The organism is Micromonospora salmantinae (assembly GCF_022230905.1).
GTDB lineage: Bacteria > Actinomycetota > Actinomycetes > Mycobacteriales > Micromonosporaceae > Micromonospora > Micromonospora salmantinae.
On sequence record NZ_JAKKFG010000043.1, the window covers coordinates 94,362 to 111,431 of the forward strand.

Annotated in this window: 16 protein-coding genes; 6 read left to right on the top strand and 10 right to left on the bottom strand. The window is 72.4% G+C overall.

Annotated features, from left to right (window positions below; translation table 11 throughout):
* Positions 1-115 precede the first annotated feature (115 nt).
* A complete protein-coding gene (locus PSH03_RS26550; RefSeq protein WP_210782926.1) occupies positions 116-1,048 on the bottom strand; it encodes an SDR family oxidoreductase in 933 nt (310 codons plus the stop codon).
* Positions 1,049-1,230: 182 nt separating this feature from the next.
* On the opposite strand from PSH03_RS26550, the gene PSH03_RS26555 reads away from it, so the two are divergent.
* A complete protein-coding gene (locus tag PSH03_RS26555) occupies positions 1,231-1,986 on the top strand; it encodes a dienelactone hydrolase family protein (protein ID WP_210782928.1) in 756 nt (251 codons plus the stop codon).
* 17 nt (positions 1,987-2,003) lie between these two features.
* On the opposite strand, the gene PSH03_RS26560 is transcribed toward PSH03_RS26555, so the two are convergent.
* The 8 genes from PSH03_RS26560 to PSH03_RS26595 form a co-directional block, all read right to left on the bottom strand.
* Positions 2,004-3,107, bottom strand: coding sequence for an L-dopachrome tautomerase-related protein (locus tag PSH03_RS26560; protein ID WP_238690740.1), 1,104 nt, complete (start codon positions 3,105-3,107; stop codon positions 2,004-2,006).
* A gap of 100 nt (positions 3,108-3,207) precedes the next feature.
* Positions 3,208-4,089, bottom strand: coding sequence for an SMP-30/gluconolactonase/LRE family protein (locus PSH03_RS26565; protein WP_238690741.1), 882 nt, complete (start codon positions 4,087-4,089; stop codon positions 3,208-3,210).
* Between the two features lie 20 nt (positions 4,090-4,109).
* Positions 4,110-5,051, bottom strand: coding sequence for a sugar kinase (locus PSH03_RS26570; protein ID WP_238690742.1), 942 nt, complete (start codon positions 5,049-5,051; stop codon positions 4,110-4,112).
* Positions 5,048-5,668: a bifunctional 4-hydroxy-2-oxoglutarate aldolase/2-dehydro-3-deoxy-phosphogluconate aldolase gene (locus PSH03_RS26575; RefSeq protein ID WP_210785672.1), complete on the bottom strand. Its 621-nt coding sequence runs from the start codon at positions 5,666-5,668 to the stop codon at positions 5,048-5,050. Before PSH03_RS26575 ends, PSH03_RS26570 begins: the two co-directional genes overlap by 4 nt.
* An 11-nt stretch (positions 5,669-5,679) precedes the next feature.
* Positions 5,680-6,507: a hypothetical protein gene (locus PSH03_RS26580; RefSeq protein WP_238690743.1), complete on the bottom strand. Its 828-nt coding sequence runs from the start codon at positions 6,505-6,507 to the stop codon at positions 5,680-5,682.
* Positions 6,508-6,512: 5 nt separating this feature from the next.
* Entirely contained in the window at positions 6,513-7,658 is a 1,146-nt protein-coding gene (gene dgoD, locus PSH03_RS26585; protein ID WP_210785674.1) for a galactonate dehydratase, read from the bottom strand.
* Positions 7,655-8,365: a FadR/GntR family transcriptional regulator gene (locus tag PSH03_RS26590; RefSeq protein ID WP_112620721.1), complete on the bottom strand. Its 711-nt coding sequence runs from the start codon at positions 8,363-8,365 to the stop codon at positions 7,655-7,657. The genes dgoD and PSH03_RS26590 overlap by 4 nt, the downstream gene beginning before the upstream one ends.
* 35 nt (positions 8,366-8,400) lie before the next feature.
* Complete coding sequence (locus PSH03_RS26595; RefSeq protein ID WP_238690744.1) at positions 8,401-9,147, bottom strand: SDR family NAD(P)-dependent oxidoreductase; 747 nt, start codon at positions 9,145-9,147, stop codon at positions 8,401-8,403.
* Positions 9,148-9,306: 159 nt separating this feature from the next.
* Here PSH03_RS26595 and PSH03_RS26600 point away from each other — a divergent pair, with 159 nt between their 5' ends.
* The 5 genes from PSH03_RS26600 to PSH03_RS26620 are packed head-to-tail and all read left to right on the top strand — an operon-like array spanning position 9,307 to position 16,686.
* Positions 9,307-10,602: an ABC transporter substrate-binding protein gene (locus PSH03_RS26600; RefSeq protein ID WP_238690745.1), complete on the top strand. Its 1,296-nt coding sequence runs from the start codon at positions 9,307-9,309 to the stop codon at positions 10,600-10,602.
* 1 nt (position 10,603) lies between these two features.
* Positions 10,604-11,524, top strand: coding sequence for a carbohydrate ABC transporter permease (locus PSH03_RS26605; RefSeq protein WP_210785678.1), 921 nt, complete (start codon positions 10,604-10,606; stop codon positions 11,522-11,524).
* Positions 11,521-12,342 carry a carbohydrate ABC transporter permease gene (locus PSH03_RS26610; RefSeq protein WP_196920834.1) on the top strand — a complete coding sequence of 274 codons (822 nt, stop codon included), beginning with the start codon at positions 11,521-11,523 and terminating at the stop codon, positions 12,340-12,342. Before PSH03_RS26605 ends, PSH03_RS26610 begins: the two co-directional genes overlap by 4 nt.
* Positions 12,339-14,426: an alpha-galactosidase gene (locus PSH03_RS26615; protein ID WP_238690746.1), complete on the top strand. Its 2,088-nt coding sequence runs from the start codon at positions 12,339-12,341 to the stop codon at positions 14,424-14,426. Before PSH03_RS26610 ends, PSH03_RS26615 begins: the two co-directional genes overlap by 4 nt.
* A 46-nt stretch (positions 14,427-14,472) precedes the next feature.
* Positions 14,473-16,686 (top strand): DUF8189 domain-containing protein, encoded by a 2,214-nt coding sequence (locus tag PSH03_RS26620; RefSeq protein ID WP_238690747.1) that lies wholly within the window; start codon positions 14,473-14,475, stop codon positions 16,684-16,686.
* 17 nt (positions 16,687-16,703) lie between these two features.
* Here the strand turns inward: PSH03_RS26620 and PSH03_RS26625 are convergent, their stop codons facing one another.
* Positions 16,704-17,009, bottom strand: a complete 306-nt coding sequence (locus tag PSH03_RS26625; RefSeq protein WP_238690748.1) for a hypothetical protein — start codon at positions 17,007-17,009, stop codon at positions 16,704-16,706.
* Positions 17,010-17,070 lie beyond the last annotated feature (61 nt).

Below are 17,070 nucleotides of genomic sequence, written 5' to 3' on the forward strand. Positions count from 1 at the left end.
CGACCCGGTCAAGTGGCGGGGCCACCAGCAGCGGGTCGACCTGGATCACCTCGATGCCGAGCGGGCGCGGGCCACCGCCATTTCTTGACGCCGCGTTCACGGCGGGGCGCCCCAATCAGTTGCCGGGGTACTCGACGCCTACCAGCCGCTCTGAGGCAGCCCAGAGCCGGGCGGCGTCGTCGGTGCTGCGCGCCGAGCGGTAGACGGTCAACTCGGTTGGTGCGCCGGTGAACTGGCCCACACCGTCCGGGCCGTAGAACCGGCCGCCCTGCGCCTGTGGGCTGGTGGCCGCGTACAGGGCAGGAAGCAGCCCAGCATCCACCGAATGCACCAGGATCCCCCAGCGGGCCAGCCGACCCATGATCGAGTGGTGCAGCGAGGGGCGGCTGCGGCCCAGATTGGGGCCGGACGCGTACAGGTTGGTCATGGTGGTGCCCGGGTGGGCGACGTTGCTCACGATGCCCCAGTCACCGGCCCGACTGCGCCGGTCGAGTTCCAGCCCGAAGTGCAGGGTGGCCAGCTTCGAGGCGTTGTAGGCGCGGATCGACGCGTACCTGCGGTTGCTCTGGAGGTCGTCCCAGTCCAGCCGGCCGGAGCGGGCGGCGCTGCTCGACATCGTGGTGACGCGGGCCTGCCCCGCCCGGAGCAGCGGCAGCAGCCGTCCGGTCAACGCGAAGTGGCCGAGGTGGTTGGTGCCGAACTGGAGCTCGAAGCCCTCCGCGGTGGCGTGTCGGGTGGGAGGGGTCATCACGCCCGCGTTGTTGATGAGAAGGTGGATCGGTCGGCCCTCGCCGAGCAGCGTGTCGGCCAGCGCGGCCACCGACCCCAGCGAGGCGAGGTCCAGCGGCCGGGTCGACACGACGGCACCGGGCGCGGCGGCCCGGACGGCCTCCAGCGCGGCGGTGCCCTTGGCCGGGTTGCGGACCGGCAGCACCACCTCGGCACCGGCGCGCGCCAGCCGGGCGGCCAGACCGAGGCCCAGCCCGTCGCTGCCTCCGGTCACCACGGCGAGCTTTCCGGTCAGCTCCGGAACGGTCAGGTCGAGCACGACAACCCCCAGGTCAACGGTGTCCTTTATTGGTCGCCACCAACACTGGGTCAGGCTCCGGCCACCGCCCAGGGTGGCCTTGTCCAGGGATCGGCAGTCCCTGGCTGACGGACCGGTGCCGTACTCGCCGCTCTGGCGAGTAGGGTTCCGAACGGACCAAGATCGGCGTACGAGGAGGCGCGGTGCTGACGACGACGGTGGACATCCCGACCAGCGACGGAGTGGCGGACGCGAGCCTGACCCGACCGGACGGGGACGGCCCGTTCCCGGCGGTGCTGCTCTTCATGGACGCCTTCGGACCGCGCCCGCGCCTGGTCGAGATGGCCGAGCGGATCGCCGAACGCGGCTACCTGGTGCTGACGCCCCACCTGTTCTACCGGGCCGGCCGGGCACCGCTGTTCGACCTGTCCCGCCTCGGCGAGGCCGACCAGCGCGCCGCCCTCTTCGAGAAGATCATGCCGCTGGTCGGCGCGTTGACTCCCGACGTGATCAACCGGGACACCGCCGCGTTCCTCGACTTCCTGGCCGCCCGCGACGACGTCCAGCCGGGCCCGGTCGCCATGACCGGTTACTGCATGGGCGGCACGAACGCGCTGCGGGCCATCGAGGCGCACCCGGACCGCATCGCCGCGGTGGCGAGCTTTCACGGCGGGCGGATCGTCACCGACGCGCCGGACAGCCCCCACCTGGGCGTCGGCTCGATCACCGGCGAGGTGTACTTCGGGCACGCCGACGCCGACCAGTCGATGACGCCCGAGCAGATCGCCACGCTGGAGGAGGCGCTCGACGCCGCCGGGGTGCGCTACCGCTCCGAGGTGTACGTCGGCGCGCACCACGGCTACACGATGGCCGACACCCCGGCGTACGACGAGCAGGCCACCGAACGCCACTGGGCCGCCCTCTTCGACCTGCTGGACCGCACCCTGCCCGTCAGCTGACGAGCGCGCCTGCCTGATCAGCGGCGCAGCAGCACCGGACCGGCGTCGATGCGGGTGCGGAACAGCGCGTACGGCTTGCGTCGCAGGTCCTTGCCCAGCTGGTACTGCGGCTGCCGGTGCAGTTGGTTGGCGGTGACGTAGAGGTACCCGTCGGTGGCCACCGACATGGTGTCCGGCCAGAGCAGTCGCGGGTCGTGCACCAGCGTCTCGTACTCGCCGTCGGGCAGTCGACGCAGCACCGCGTTGTGCTCGTATGAGGTGAGGTAGAGCCGTCCGGCGTCGTCGCTCTCCAAGCCGTCCGAGGCGGTGCCCCGGTCGCCCTCGTCGACGACTGTGGCGGCGACCGCCTCCTGGGTGACGCCCGGGTCGGCCAGCGCCTCCGTGGACACGCTGTGCAGGCGTCGGGACGCCAGCGGGCAGTAGTAGAGCCGGTCGCCGTCGGCGGAGATGGCGATGCCGTCCGAGCCCATGCTCACCGGCTTCGGCGGGCCGTCGGCCGGCCGTTCGAGGAACGGTCGGCCCTCGACCACCGGCCGGAACGACGTCAGCGGCTCCGCCTTGGTGGACGGGTGGTCGTGCAGCCGCCGCCAGGAGGCTCCGCTGGCCAGGTCCACCACGATGATCCCGTTCGGCCCGGAGTCGGCGGAGTCGGTGATGTACGCGGCCCCCGCCTCGCCCCGCCGCAGGTCGAAGCGGACGTCGTTGAGATACGTCGTCGGCAGCGCCACGTCCGTCGGGAAGGTGATCACCTGGGCGACCGTGTCGGTGTCCAGGTCGATCCGGACCAGTTTGGGGCCGCCCGGCTTGGTGGGCTGGAACATCGGGCTGCCGGTGTCCAGCACCCAGAGCCGGTCGGCCGGGTCCACCACGATGCTCTGCACCGAGACGAACGCGCCCGCGTCGTCGTCACCGGACGGGTCGTTCCAGGCCTGGTCGGGGTAGGGCATCTCCCGACCGTCGCGCAGTTCGACGACGGTGGCCGGCACCTCGTCGCCCCACTTGGGGAAGTTGACGAAGATCCGGCCCCGGTGCGAGACGCTCACCCCGGTCGGCATCGGGCCGGTGAAGGTGTGCACCAGCTCCAGTTCGCCCATCGGCTCGTCGCCGACCGGCCCGTTCATGACGTCCGCCCCACGGTTCTCATCGGCTCGCTCCCTACCGGTCGGCTGTTACGGCGCTTCGGTGGGGTTGTTCCCGCCCTGGCGTCCGATATGCCTCCGATCAGCTCGCTGGCGAACTGGCCCGCGCGGCGGGCAGGCCGGGCACCGGGACGTCCACCGCGAGCAGCGCGCCGTCCTGGGGGCCCGCCGAGTCCAGCCCCACCCGGGCGGTGCCGATGAAGAGTCGCCGCAGGTCGGGGCCGCCCAGGCAGATGCCGGCCGGCTGCTTGGCCGGCAGCCGGATCTCCCGGTCGAGGGTGCCGTCGGGCCGGTAGCGGCGTACCGCCGAGCCGCCCCACAACGCGATCCAGAGGTGGTCGGCCGCGTCGAGCGTCATACCGTCCGGGCCGCCGTCGGCGGGGGACAACCGCAGGAACGGCTCCCGTCCGCGCAGGTCGCCGGTGGCGGGGTCGACGGTGAACCGGTCGATCTCGCCGCGCGGGGTGTCGGCCAGGTACATGGTGGTGCCGGTCGCGTCGAACGCCGGACCGTTGGGGATGGTCAGCCCGGTCACCGCGGGGACCGGCGCGGCGCCGGGGGTGAGGCGGAACAGCGTGCCCCCGCCGGGCACCATCGCGTACGTCATGCTGCCGGCCCAGAAGCGGCCGTGCGGGTCGGCGACCGCGTCGTTCATCCGGGTCGGCTCGGGCGCGTCGGCGACCAGCTCGGCGACCGGTCGGGCGTCGCCGGTGGCGGGCAGCACCGTGACGCCGGTCCCGGCGGCGGCCAGCCAGTCGCCAGGTCGGTCGGCCACCGGGGCGACCGCGCCGAGCGGCACATCGAGGCGGCGTAGCTCCCGCAGCGGGGTCGGGGCGTCGCCGTCGGTCTCCAACAGTCGCCCGGCCAGCAGGTCGACGAGGACCAGCCGGTCGTCGACCCAGCGCAGGCCCTCACCCAACTCCAGCCGGTCGGTGCTCCAGACGGTCGGCTCGGTCAGCTCCATTGTGCTCCTCCAAAGGATCGTCAGCGGACCGTACCGCCGGGGCCGTGGTCGAGCAGCGCCAGCTCGGCCCGGTCAGGCAGGCCCTCCCAGTCGCCCCGGCTGGCGACCGCGAACGCGCCGGTGGTGACGGCCCGGTCCAGTCGGGCCGACGCGTCGACGCCGTCGAGCCAGCCGGAGAGCAGCCCGGCGACGAAGGCGTCGCCCGCGCCGACGGTGTCCACCACCGGCACCGTCCGGGCTGGACGGTGGATGGTGCCGGCCGCGCTGTGGCTGGTCGCTCCATCGGCACCGTGCTTGACAACGACCTCGGTGACGCCGGCCGAGAGTAGCGCCGAGGCCGGGTCGGTCGCATCGGTGAGCACCGCCAACTCGTCGTCGGAGGCGATCACCAGGTCGATCGAGGACAGCAGCGGGCGCAGCGCGGCGGCGGCCTCGGCGACCGACCAGAGCCGGTTGCGGTGGTTGACGTCCAGGCAGATCGTGCTGCCCGCGACGCGGGCGCGCCGCACGGCCTCCGCCACCGCGTGGTACGGCTCGACGCCGAGCGCGCAGGTGATGCCGGTGACGTGCAGCAGCCGGGGTGGCGGCCCGGGCGCGTCGAAGGCCCGGGTCACGTCGGCCGGGCCCAGCCGGGAGCCGGCCGACCCGGCACGGTGGTAGGTGACCCGGTTGATGTCGGCGACCCGGTTCTCGAAGAGGATCAGCCCGGTGGGAGCGCTCGCGTCGACCCGGGACCAGGTCAGGTCGACACCCTCGGCGCGCAGCGTACGGCGGACCAGCTCGCCGGGCTCGTCGGCGCCAGTGACGCCGACCCAGGCCGCCCGGTGGCCGAGCCGGGCCATGCCGATCGCCACGTTCGACTCGGACCCGGCGACGGAGATGCCGGCCGTGCCGCCCAGTCGCAGTGGGCCGGTGGTGCGGAACGCCGCCATCGTCTCGCCGAGCGTGAGCAGGTCGGTCATGGCCGGACCGCCGCGAGGAAGGCGGCGGCGCGCTCGCGCAGCGCCGTCGTGTCGCCGCCTCGGACGGCGTCGCCGAGCAGCGGGGAACCGACGCCGACCGCTGTCGCGCCCCGGTCCAGGTAGCGTCGAGCACCGTCCGCGTCGACACCACCGACCGGCACGAACGCGGTACCGGGGAACGGGTCGCGCAGAGCGCCGAGGTAGTCGGGCCCGCCGAGCGAGGCCGGGAAGAGCTTGATCGCGGTGGCCCCGCCGTCGGTGGCCTGCACCACCTCGGTGGGGGTGAGGGCGCCGGCGAGCACCGGCAGCCCGAGCCGGCCGCCCTCGGCGAGGCTCGCCGCGATGGCCGGGGTGACCAGGAAACCGGCGCCGGCGTCGGCCGCCGCGCGGGCGTCCTCGGCGCTGAGCACGGTGCCGGCGCCCAGGGCGTAGTCGGGCCCGAGGGCGGCCCGGGCGCGGCGGATGACGCCGAGCGCGTCGGCGCTGGTCATCGAGACCTCGACCAGTGCGACGCCGCTATCGGCCAGGGTGAGTACGGCGGTCAGGGCGGCGGCCGGGTCCGGGCCGCGCACGATGGCCAACAGCCGGTGGGTACGCAGCTCGTCGAGCAGGTTCATCACGGGTGTCCTCAGTGGGTGCGGTGGGCGGAGATGATGAGTCGCCAGGTGACCTCACCGGCGGGCGGGACGACCGCCGCGTCGGCGGGGCCGGCGTCGGCCAGGTCGAAGGCCGCGCCGAGCATCGGTTCGACGCCGACGCTGCGGTAGGGGCCGTTCGCCGGCCAGCCGCCCAGGTTGCGCCAGAGCGCTGTGCTGCGGGGCTGGCCGGCGCACTCCAGCTCCAGAGTGAGCCGGTCGGCTCCGTCGATCACCTGCACCCGGGCGCAGTCGAGCAGCACCGCGCCGAGCGCTGTCCCGTCGTCCGGGCCGAACGTGTCCACTGTCAGCCCGGCCGGGGCCGGCCACGACCCGGTCAACCACGGGTCGCCGGTGGGCCAACTGCCCGGTGGCAGGAGCGCGGCGGCTTCCGGGTGCAGCCGGGTCGGGGTGCCGGTGGGCGCGTCCAGGCGGGCGGCGGGGGAGAGGTCGAGCAGGGCGTGCGCGGCCCAGACGAACCGGTACCCGGGGTCGGCGGCCAACCGGTAGTCGGCCACCACCACGCCGCCGGAGTCGGTGATCCGGCGGGTGAGGGTGAACGTCGGCCGCTCGATGACCGCACTGCCGGGGCCGCCGCCGCGCCACGGCCGCGACCACACCTCGCCGTGGTCGGGCTCGCCGCGCACTGTGGGCAGGCACTCCTCCAGACCGCCGGCGTCGACGAAGGCGTCGTCGGGGCGTACCTCGTGCCGGCCGGGTTCCGGGCCACGCCACAGCCACTCCCGGCTGCCGCCGCGCAGTCTCGTCCACCGACCGCCGTGCGCCGCGTCGTACGCCACCCGCAGGGCCACCGGCCGCACGTCGGTCACCACTCGGCGAAGGACCCGTCGGCGTGCTGCCAGACCGGGTTGCGCCAGACGTGGGGCGTCTGGGCGGCCTTGCGGACCGCCGTCTCGTCGACGGTGATGCCCAGACCGGGCCGGTCGAGGCGGGCGATGTGCCCGTCCACGAACCGGAACGGCTCCGGGTCGACCAGGTAGTCCAGCAACTCCGAGCCGGCGTTGTAGTGGATGCCGATGCTCTGCTCCTGGATCAGGAAGTTCGGCGTCGCGAAGGCCACCTGGAGGCTGGCCGCCAGGGAGATCGGGCCGAGCGGGCAGTGCGGGGCGAGCAGCGCGCCGTACGTCTCGGCCAGCGCGGCGATCCGGCGGACCTCGGAGATGCCACCGGCGTGCGACAGGTCCGGTTGGACCACTGCGACCCCGGCCTGCAACGGGCCGAGGAACTCGGACCGGCCGTAGAGCCGCTCGCCGGTGGCCACCGGGATCGGCGTGCTGGCGACGATGTCGCGCAGGTGGTGAGCCTGGTCGGGCAGGACCGGCTCCTCCACGAAGAACGGGCGCAGGGCGGCCAGCTCGGGCAGGACCCGGCGGACGGCGGCCATTCCGGCGCGACCGTGGAAGTCCACGGCGATGTCCCGGTCGGGGCCGAGCACCTCACGGGCGGCGGCCACCCGGCCGATGACCGCGTCCACTTCGGCCGAGGTGGGGATCGGCGAGAGACGCCCGCAGGCGTTCATCTTGACCCCGGTGAGGCCGGCGGCGATCTGCGCGGCGGCGGCGTCGGCCACCTCGCCGGGTTCGTCGCCGCCGATCCACGAGTAGATCCGTACCCGGTCGCGCACGTGCCCGCCGAGCAGCGCGTGCACCGGCGCGCCGTACGCCTGACCGGCGATGTCCCAGAGCGCCTGGTCGAGGCCGGCGACCGCGCTGGAGAGGATCGGGCCGCCCCGGTAGAAGCCGCCCTTGGTGAGCACCTGCCAGTGCTGCTCGATGCGCAGCGGGTCCGCACCGATCAGATACTCGGAGAGCACCTCGACCGCGCTGCGCACCACCTCGGCGCGGCCCTCGACCACCGGCTCACCCCACCCGACCAGCCCGTCGTCGGTCTCCACCCGGCAGAACAACCACCGTGGCGCGACCAGGAAGGTCTCGATCCGCTCGATCTTCACTGACTGCCCCTTCGTCCCCGTGCCTTCTCGACGTCGCGGACGGCCTTGTCCAGCAACTGACGCATAGCGGTCTCGGCCGCCGTCTCGTCCCGGTCGCGCAGCGCGTCGACCACCGCGCGGTGGCTGGGCACCGGGTCGTCGTGCGGGCTGCCACCGTGCACCAGCCGGTCCCGTTCGGCGAGCCCGGTCTCCATCACCACCTCCATCCGCTCCAGCAGCTCGTTGTGGGTGGCGGTGAGCAGCGCACGGTGGAAGGCGAGGTCGGCGGCGATGGCGGCGGCGGGATCACCGTTGGCCTGGGCCATCTCGGCCAGCGCCCGGTCGAGGGCGGTCAGGTCGTCCTCGGTGGCGCGGGTGGCGGCCAGGCGTGCGGCGGCCGGCTCGATGATGGCGCGCACCTCGTGCAGTTGGTCGAGCAACCGCTGGTCGGTGCCCTCGGCGAACTGCCAGCGGATCACGTCACCGTCGAGCAGGTTCCAGTCCGCACGGGGTCGGACGAAGGTGCCGCGCTTCTGCCGGGCGTCGACGATGCCCTTGGCCGAGAGGACCTTCAGCGCCTCGCGGAGCGCCGTGAGACTGACGTCGAACTCCTCCTGCAACGCGACGATGTTCAGTGTCGCGCCGGCGGCGATCTCGCCGGTGAGGATGCGACGGGCGATCGCTTCGACGGTCTGCCCGTGGACGCCGCGGCGTGCGTACTGTGCCAATGCTCCTGGCCTTTTCGCTGGTCGGTATCGATCTCTCAGGCCGAGGCTTTCACCGCTGTCCAGCCACCGTCCACCACGAGGCTCGCGCCGGTGATGTAGGCGGCGTCCGGCGAGGCGAGGAAGGCGACAGTGGCGGCCACCTCGTCCGGTGTGCCGAAGCGCTTCGCGACGGTCTCCGCGATGCTGCGCCGGCGGTCCTCTTCGGACACGTCGGCCCAGGCGGCGGTGAGGATCGGCCCGGGCAGCACTGTGTTGACCCGGACCTGCGGGCCGTACTCGACGGCGAGTTGGCGGCCGAGCGCGACCAGGCCGCCCTTGGCCGCCGCGTACGCGGGCCGGCCGGGCAACCCGACCAGCGCGTGCACCGAGGAGATCAGCACCACCGCGCCGGAGCGTGCCCGCAGGTCGTCAAGGCAGGCGCGGACGCCGAGGAAGGAGCCGGTGAGGCTGACGCCGAGCTGGTGGTCCCAGGACTGCCGGCTGGTCTCGTGCGCCGGGGCGACCCGGACGGCGTACGCGGTGCTGACCAGGATGTCGACCGGGCCGAGGCGGTCCCGTACGGCGCTCACGGTTGCCGTCCAGTCGGCCTCGTCGCTGACATCGCCCACTACGGACAGTGCTCGGTCGCCGCGCGCTGTCAGTTGCTCGGCCAGTGGGGCCGGATCGGCCACGTCGAGCAGCGCGACAGCTGCTCCTTCGGCGGCGAGTCGCCGGGCGATGGCCGTGCCGATCCCACCCATCGCACCGGTGACCAGCGCGTTCTTGCCCTCAAGCCGACGCATAAGCTGATCCACCTGACCCTCGCCTTGGTCTCGTCTAATCATTAATTACGAAGATATCTTGACAGTCGGCGACGGCCGATGCAACCTTCTCGTCACAGCATTCACATGGACGACACATCGCGTGGTGACGCTGAGTGTCGTAAAGGAAGGGATACCTCCGTGAGCGACTTCGACCCCGGTCGCCGGCGATTCCTTGGCCACCTTGGGCTCGCCGGACTGGGCGCGCTCGGCGCCAGCTCGTTCCTCAGCGCGTGCGCCAGCTCCGCCAGCGGGCCGACGACGAGCAACGGCTCGGGCGCGGTCACCATCCAGTCCAACCTCTCCTCGCCGCAGGCCAAGGCGGCGATGGAGAAGCTGATCGAGACCTTCAACGCGCAGGGCAAGGGCACGGCGAGTCTCAACACGATCGCCTCGGAGACCTTCCGGACCCAGCTGCCGACCTACCTGACCTCGGCCAACCCACCGGACCTCTACACCTGGTACGCGGGCTCGGTCGCCAACGACTACGCCAGCAAGAACCTGCTGCTGGACGTCTCGGACGTGTGGAAGTCACTGGACGACTACCCCCAGTCGTTACGCACGCTCTCCACCGACGCCAGCGGCAAGCAGATCTTCGTGCCGATGAACAACTACTGGTGGGGCTTCTTCTACCGCAAGTCCAACTTCGCCAAGTGGGGCGTGCAGGAGCCGAAGACCTGGACCGAGTTCCTGGCGCTGTGCGAGACGCTGAAGAGCAAGGGCGTCCCGCCGATCGGCATCGGCCTCGGCGACACCCCGTGGGTGGCCTCGGCCTGGTTCGACTACCTGAACATCCGGATCAACGGCGCGCCGTTCCACCGCGAGCTGCTCGCCGGCAAGCAGCGCTTCGACGACCCGAAGGTCAAGGCGGTCTTCACCCGCTGGCGCGAGGCCCTGCCCTACTTCGATCCCAAGGGCAAGGCGTACCCGTTCCAGGAGGCGACCACCGCGCTGCTGGCCGGCAAGACCGGCATGTTCCTGATCGGCACGTTCTTCGCCGACGCCGCACCCAAGGACGCGCTCGGCGACCTGGACTTCTTCCGGTTCCCGATCATCGATCCGGCGGTGCCGCTGGCCGAGGAGGCGCCGACCGACGGCTTCTTCGCCAGCGCGAAGACCGCCAACCCGACCGGCACCAAGGCCCTGCTCAGCTACCTCTCCGGGGTCGAGGCCCAGGAGGCGTACGTCAAGGCCAGCTCCGGCATCGTGCTGCCGGCCAACCCCAGGGCCAAGGCGTCGGACTCGCCGCTGGTGGTCAAGGGCAAGGCGATGCTGGACGAGGCCAAGGAGCTGACCCAGTTCTTCAACCGCGACTCCAGCGACGCGCTCCAGCCGACCGCGGACACCGCGCTGACCAAGTTCATCGACAAGCCGGACCAGATCGACGCGATCCTGCGGGAGTGGCAGGCCGGCGCCGAGAAGGTCTTCAAGGGCTGACGTGACAGCAACGATCTCCACGACGTCGGTCACCCCCACCCGGCGGCGGCGACGGTCGGCTCGACTGTCGCCGCTGCTGGTGGCGTTCGTCCTCGTGCCGTTCGCGGTCGAGAGCGTCTGGGTCTTCTGGCCGGCGATCCAGGGCTTCTGGTTCTCCCTCACCCGCTGGGACGGGATGACACCGCCGACCTTCGTCGGCACCGACAACTACGTCGAGCTGGCCGGCGACGCCACCTTCCGGGGTGCGCTGGTCAACACGGTGATCTGGCTGGTGCTCTTCGGCGGCCTCTCCGTGCTGGGCGGGTTCGGCATGGCGCTCGTCCTGCAGAAGGAACGGCGTTTTGTCGGCTTCTACCGGGCCGCGCTGTTCACCCCGGTGGTGTTCTCGCTGGTGGTGACCGCACTGGTCTGGCGGGTCTTCTACCAGCCCGACGGCATCGCCGACACGCTGCTGCGGGCCGTCGGCCTGGAGCAGCTGATCCGGCCCTGGCTCGCCGACCCGCAGACCGCCCTGTATGCGGTGATCCTGCCCGCGCTGTGGCGGCAGATCGGGTACGTGATGGTGCTGTTCCTGGCCGGGTTGAAGGCGATCGACCCGGCGCTGCACGAGGCGGCCCGGGTGGACGGCGCCAACTCCTGGCAGCGGCTACGACACGTCACGATTCCCCAGCTCAAGGGGGTCAACGCAGTGGTGCTGTCGGTCATCGTGATCGACTCATTGCGCTCGTTCGACATCGTCTGGTCGCTGACCAAGGGCGGGCCGTACCACTCGTCGGAGCTGCTCAGCACCTACATGTACTCGACCGCGTTCCAGAGCCTGCGGCTGGGCTACGCCTCGGCGATCGCTGTCGTGATCTTCGTGCTCGCGCTGGCCGTCATCCTCGGCTACCTGGTCCGCGCGTTCCGGGAGGAAGCGTCATGAACAAGCTCCGTACCGGGGCCTTCCACACCGGCATGATCCTGCTCTCGCTGCTCTGGCTGGGCCCGGTGCTCTGGGTGGTGGTGATGTCCACCCGGTCGTTCGACGACATCGCCGCGCACGGTGTGGGCAGCCTGCCCCGGTCGTTCACACTGGACACCTACCGGCAGGCGTGGACCGACGGCGGCGAGCTGCGGGCGCTGATCAACAGCATGCTGGTCACCGTCCCGTCGGTGGCGCTGAGCCTGGGGCTGGCCGCGATGGCCGCGTTCGCGCTGAGTCGCTTCCGGATCCCCGGACGGCGCACGATCCTGCTGCTGATGCTCGCCGGCAACCTGCTCCCACCGCAGATCCTGCTCATCCCGGTGGCCAAGTTCAGCGAGCTGACCGGCCTGTACGACACGCTCTGGGCGTTGATCGCGGTGCAGGTCGGCTTCGGGCTCGGCTTCTACACGTTCGTCCTGCACGGCTTCATGCGGGACCTGCCGGGAGAGATCCAGGAGGCGGCCACCATCGACGGCGCCGGCACGGCACAGATCTTCACAAAGGTGATGCTGCCGCTGACCCGGCCCGCGTTGGCCGCTCTCGGGGCGCTGTCGTTCACCTGGATCTTCAACGACCTGCTCTGGGCGATCACCGTGCTGCGTACCGATGACAACATGCCGGTCACCCCGGCGCTGCTCGCCCTCCAGGGCCAGTTCGTCTCGTCCTGGAACGTCATCGCCGCCGGTACTGTCATCGCGGCCGTGCCCACCGTCGCGGTGTTCCTCCGCTTCCAGCGGCACTTCGTCTCCGGCCTGGCGCTCGGAGCGGTCAAGTGACCGCCGAGGCCGGGCAGCGCTGGACGCTGCGCGGCACGCACACCGAGTACACAGTGCGGGTGCCCGCGCACGGTCGCTGGCTGGAACTCGTCGCGTGGGGGCCGCACGGCGTCTCCGACGGGCCCTCGCCGGTCGCCTACGACGGCCCGGTCCCCTTCCTCACCGCCGGGGACGCGGCCCCCATCGAGTACGCCACCGACGCCGACCGCCCGTTCACCGGCGCCGACCTGGTGATCGAAACCTCCAACGGGCAGCGCCGGGTGGGCTTCGTGCACACCGACGCGCGGATCGACGCCGACCAGCGGGAGCTGGCCGTCGAGTTCGCCGACCAGGTCACCGGGCTGCACGCCACGGTGCACTACCGGGTGCCCGTCGGCACCGACGTGGTGCAGCGGTGGGTCGACCTGACCAACGACGGCACCGGCGCGCTGCGGGTCGTCCGGGCCGGATCGGGCGGGTTCTGCGTACCGACGCCGCACGGCGCGCTGCTCAGCCACCAGTGGGGCCAGTGGGAGCAGGAGTTCCAGCTCTCCCACGTCGAGCTGGGCCACGGCACGTTCAGCATCGGCAGCTCCCAGGGCGTACCCGGGCATCTGCACGTGCCGTGGCTGGCCGTGCGCGACACCGCCGAGCCGGCCGGTCCGACGTGGGGGATGGCGCTGGCCTGGACCGGCTCGTGGGAGATCAGCGCCGAGCGGGACACCGGCGGCCTGACCCGGGTCCGGGTCGGCCGTCAGCTGGTCGACGGCCCGCTGGAGTTGGCCGCCGGCGAGCGCCTGACACTGCCGGTGGCCACCGGGGCGTACAGCCCGGACGGCCTGGACGGGCTGGCCCGGGTCTGGCACACCCACCAGCGGTTGCTGGCCGCCGACCGGCTCAGCCCCCGCCCGGTGCTCTACAACTCCTGGGAGGCGACCTACTTCGCGGTCGAGGCGCAGAGTCAGCTCGCGCTCGCCCGGATCGCCGCCGAGCTGGGCGTGGAGACGTTCGTCGTGGACGACGGCTGGTTCGTGGGCCGCGACGACGACACCGCCGGGCTGGGCGACTGGACGCCCGACCCGGCGAAGTTCCCGGCCGGGTTCGACACGTTCATCGCCGACGTCCGCGCGCTCGGGCTGAACTTCGGGCTCTGGGTCGAGCCGGAGTGCGTCAACCCTAAGTCGTCCCTGTACGCCGAGCACCCGGACTGGGTCTACTCCGTCGACGGCCGGCCGCTCACCCCGGTCCGCAACCAGTACCTGCTCGACCTGGGCCGGTCGGAGGTCGCCGAGTTCGTTCACTCCACAGTCGACGGCCTGCTGCGCCGGTACGACATCGACTACCTGAAGTGGGACTTCAACAGGCCGCGTACCGAGCCGGGTCGGTCCGGCGGGTCGGGCCCGCTCGACCTGGACGGCGCGCACGTCGCCAACCTGCACCGGATCTACGAGCGGTTGCGCCGGGACCATCCCGGTGTGCTGATCGAGGCGTGCGCCGGCGGGGGCGCGCGGACCGACCTGGCGATGGCCGCCCGGGCCGACGTCTTCTGGCCCAGCGACAACACCGGCCCGCTGGACCGGCTGGCCATCCAGTACGGCTTCCTGCACGCCAACGCCCCACACCTGCTCAGCTCCTGGGTCACCGACGCGCCCGGCCTGTTCGACGCCCGTCCCCGGTCGTTGGCGTTCCGATTCGTCCTGGCGATGGCCGGTGTGCTCGGCATCGGCGCGGACATCCGGGCGTGGACCCCCGCCGAGCGGGCCGAGGCGGCCGGCTGGATCACCCGCTACAAGGACATCCGGGACGTCGTCACGCGCGGCGAGGTGCACCTGATCGGTGGCCCCGACCAGGCCCGCTGTGCGGTGCAGTACACCGCGCCGGACGAGAACCAGGTCGTCGTGCTGGCCTGGCACACCGGCCGGCTCGACGGCGCCGGGCTGCTTCCGTCCCGCCCGGTCCGGTTGCCCCTGCGCGGCCTCGACCCGGCGGCCCGTTACTCGCACGGCGATCGGCACTACTCCGGCAGCCACCTCGCCACCGTCGGCCTGCCCGTGCAGTGGAGCGCGACCCACGACGCCGACCTCATCGTGCTGACCCGCGACTGAGATCGGAGCACCACCACCCCCACCCCCGAGGGACAGGAGTACCTCCATGCGCCTGAACCGACAGCTGACCGCTGCCCTGGCCGTGCTCGGCCTGGGCCTGGCCAGCCCGATGCCGGCGATGGCCGGCCCACCCCCCGCCGACCCACCACGGGCCGGCCACGGGCCCGGCCGCCCCGGTCACGCCCCGCCGGCCACCGGCGCCGAGGACCAGGGCGCGCCGGCCTTCTTCAACAGCGGCCTCGCCCCGACGCCCTACCAGGGCTGGAACACCTACTTCGGTCTCGGTGGCGACCCCACCGAGGCCGAAGTACGGTCGGTGACCGACTACATGGTCACCAGTGGTCTACGGGACGCCGGCTACACCTACGTGTGGATCGACGGCAACTGGGCCGCGCCCACCCCCCGCAACGACGCCGGTCAGCTCGTCGCCGACCCGGCCCGCTTCCCCGGTGGAATGGCCGCGCTGGCCGCGTACATCCACAGCAAGGGGATGAAGGCCGGCATCTACACCGACGCCGGCCCGTACCTGCCGGGACAGTGTGGGCTCGGCAGCAACGGCCACTACCGGGCGGACATCGCCCAGTTCGCCGGCTGGGGCTTCGACGCGCTGAAGGCCGACTGGCTCTGCGGCCGGGCCGCCGGCCTCGACCCGGAGACCACCTTCCGGGAACTGGCCGAGGCGGTACGCCAGTCGCCCCGACCGATGCTGCTCAACATCTGCAACCCGGTCAGCTCGGACTGGGGCGGCGGCCCGTACCCCCCGGAGCAGCTCTCCACCTGGAGCTACACGTACGCGCCCACCATCGCCGACTCCTGGCGGACCTACACGGACGTGGGGCTCACCGACCCGACTCCGCAGTGGGCGTACCCGTGGGTGCTGCGCAACATGGACGTCAACGCGTACCACCCGGCGGCCACCGGACCGGGGCACTACAACGACCCGGACTACCTGCTGCCGATGCGTCCACTGCCCGACGGCGGGTACGAGTTGAGCCTTGACGAGTCCAAGACGCAGCTCGGCATGTGGGCCATCATGGCCGCGCCGCTGGTGATCGGCTCCGACCCGCGGGGCCTGCCGAAGGAGATGATCTCGGCGCTGACCAACCCGGAGATCATCGCGGTGGACCAGGACCCGCTGGTCCGGCAGGGCGTCAAGGTCGCCGACACCGGCACCGACGCGCAGGTGTGGAGCAAGGTGCTCACCGGCTCCGGAAAGCGGGCGGTCGCGCTGCTCAACCGGCACGACACCGCCCAGCAGATCACAGTGAACTTCGCCGACGTCGCCCTCGGCGGGTCGGTCAGGGTCCGTGACCTGTGGTCCCGCTCCAACGTGGACGCCAAACCGGGCAGCCCGGGCGTACAGCCGTTCACCGGCTCGTACACCGTCGAGGTGCCGGCGCACGGGGTGGCCATGCTCGGCCTGACCGGCACCGACCAGGTCGCCGGCGCCGACCTCGGTGGCACCGCCAGCGCCAGCCCGGCGCTGGTCCGGGTGGACGACACCCACGCCACCGCCTTCGTCCGCGACGCTTCCGGTGCGCTGGCCGTCAACACCCGCACCGGTACGACGTGGGGCGCGCACTGGACCTCGCTCGGCGGCCCGGTGGGCGGCCGGATCCTCGGCCAGCCGGCGGCGTACGGCTCCGCCGACGGGCGGCTCGACGTCTTCGTCCGCGGCACCGACAACGCCACCTGGCAGCGCAGTTACGTGGCCGGTAGCTGGGGACCGTGGCGCAGCCTCGGTGGCACGCTGACCGACGCGCCGACGGTGGCGTGGACCAACCCGACGCAGTGGACCCTCGTCGCCCGCGGCGCCGACGGCAAGCTCTGGTCGCGTACGCCGAACGCCGGCTGGACCGGCGTCGGGGCTCCCGAGAATCGGCCGTTCTACGGTCGGCCGAGCGCTGTCGTCGACGACGCCGGCGTGCTGCACGTGGCGGTCCGCAGCCGCACCGACGAGGTGTGGTGGAGCAGCCGGACCGGCACCACCTGGTCGGCCTGGACCAACCTGGGCGGCACCACCAGCGGCAGCCCGACACTGCTCGCCACCTCCGGCCGGGTCTACCTGTTCGCGCTGGCCGCCGACAACCGGCTCTGGCAGCGCAACCTGGCCGACGGCGCCTGGGGCGGCTGGTTCCGACGCGGTGAGTTCGCCACCGACGCGTTCCGGGGTGCTCCCGGAGCCGCCGCCGGTGCCAACGGCAGCGCCTGGCTGGCGGTACGCGGTGTCGACGACCGGGTGCACCAGGTCACCCTCTGATCCAGGTGGCGGGCCGTCTACCGACGGCCCGCCACCTGCACCATCCGTGCCGGGCCGTCCCACGGGGGGACCCAGGCGGCGGCCTGGTCGGCCAGCGCCTCCGCCGCGTACCGGACGGGCTCGTCCGGACGCCCGGCCACTCTGAGCCGGGCCAGCGCCGAGAGCGCCTGCACCAGCGGCCAGATCGCACCGACCCGCCGAGCGTCGGCCACCACCTCCCGCAGCGCCCGTTCGGCCACCTCCACGTCGTCGCGTCCCTCGGCACTGCCGGCGCCCTCCTCGGCGTTGCCGCCACCCGGCCATCGTCCGTCCCATCCAGACAATCCACGGCGCGGCTGGTCAAGCCGTGGGTCAGGTGCGCGGTTGCTCGGAGTTCCACAGGCG

Excerpts from the sequence above, each read along its gene's own strand:
- PSH03_RS26560 (WP_238690740.1), bottom strand. The coding sequence starts at position 3,107 with ATGAACGGGCCGGTCGGCGACGAGCCGATGGGCGAACTGGAGCTGGTG.
- PSH03_RS26565 (WP_238690741.1), bottom strand. The coding sequence starts at position 4,089 with ATGGAGCTGACCGAGCCGACCGTCTGGAGCACCGACCGGCTGGAGTTG.
- PSH03_RS26570 (WP_238690742.1), bottom strand. The coding sequence starts at position 5,051 with ATGACCGACCTGCTCACGCTCGGCGAGACGATGGCGGCGTTCCGCACC.
- PSH03_RS26575 (WP_210785672.1), bottom strand. The coding sequence starts at position 5,668 with ATGAACCTGCTCGACGAGCTGCGTACCCACCGGCTGTTGGCCATCGTG.
- PSH03_RS26595 (WP_238690744.1), bottom strand. The coding sequence starts at position 9,147 with ATGCGTCGGCTTGAGGGCAAGAACGCGCTGGTCACCGGTGCGATGGGT.
- PSH03_RS26610 (WP_196920834.1), top strand. The coding sequence starts at position 11,521 with ATGAACAAGCTCCGTACCGGGGCCTTCCACACCGGCATGATCCTGCTC.
- PSH03_RS26620 (WP_238690747.1), top strand. The coding sequence starts at position 14,473 with ATGCGCCTGAACCGACAGCTGACCGCTGCCCTGGCCGTGCTCGGCCTG.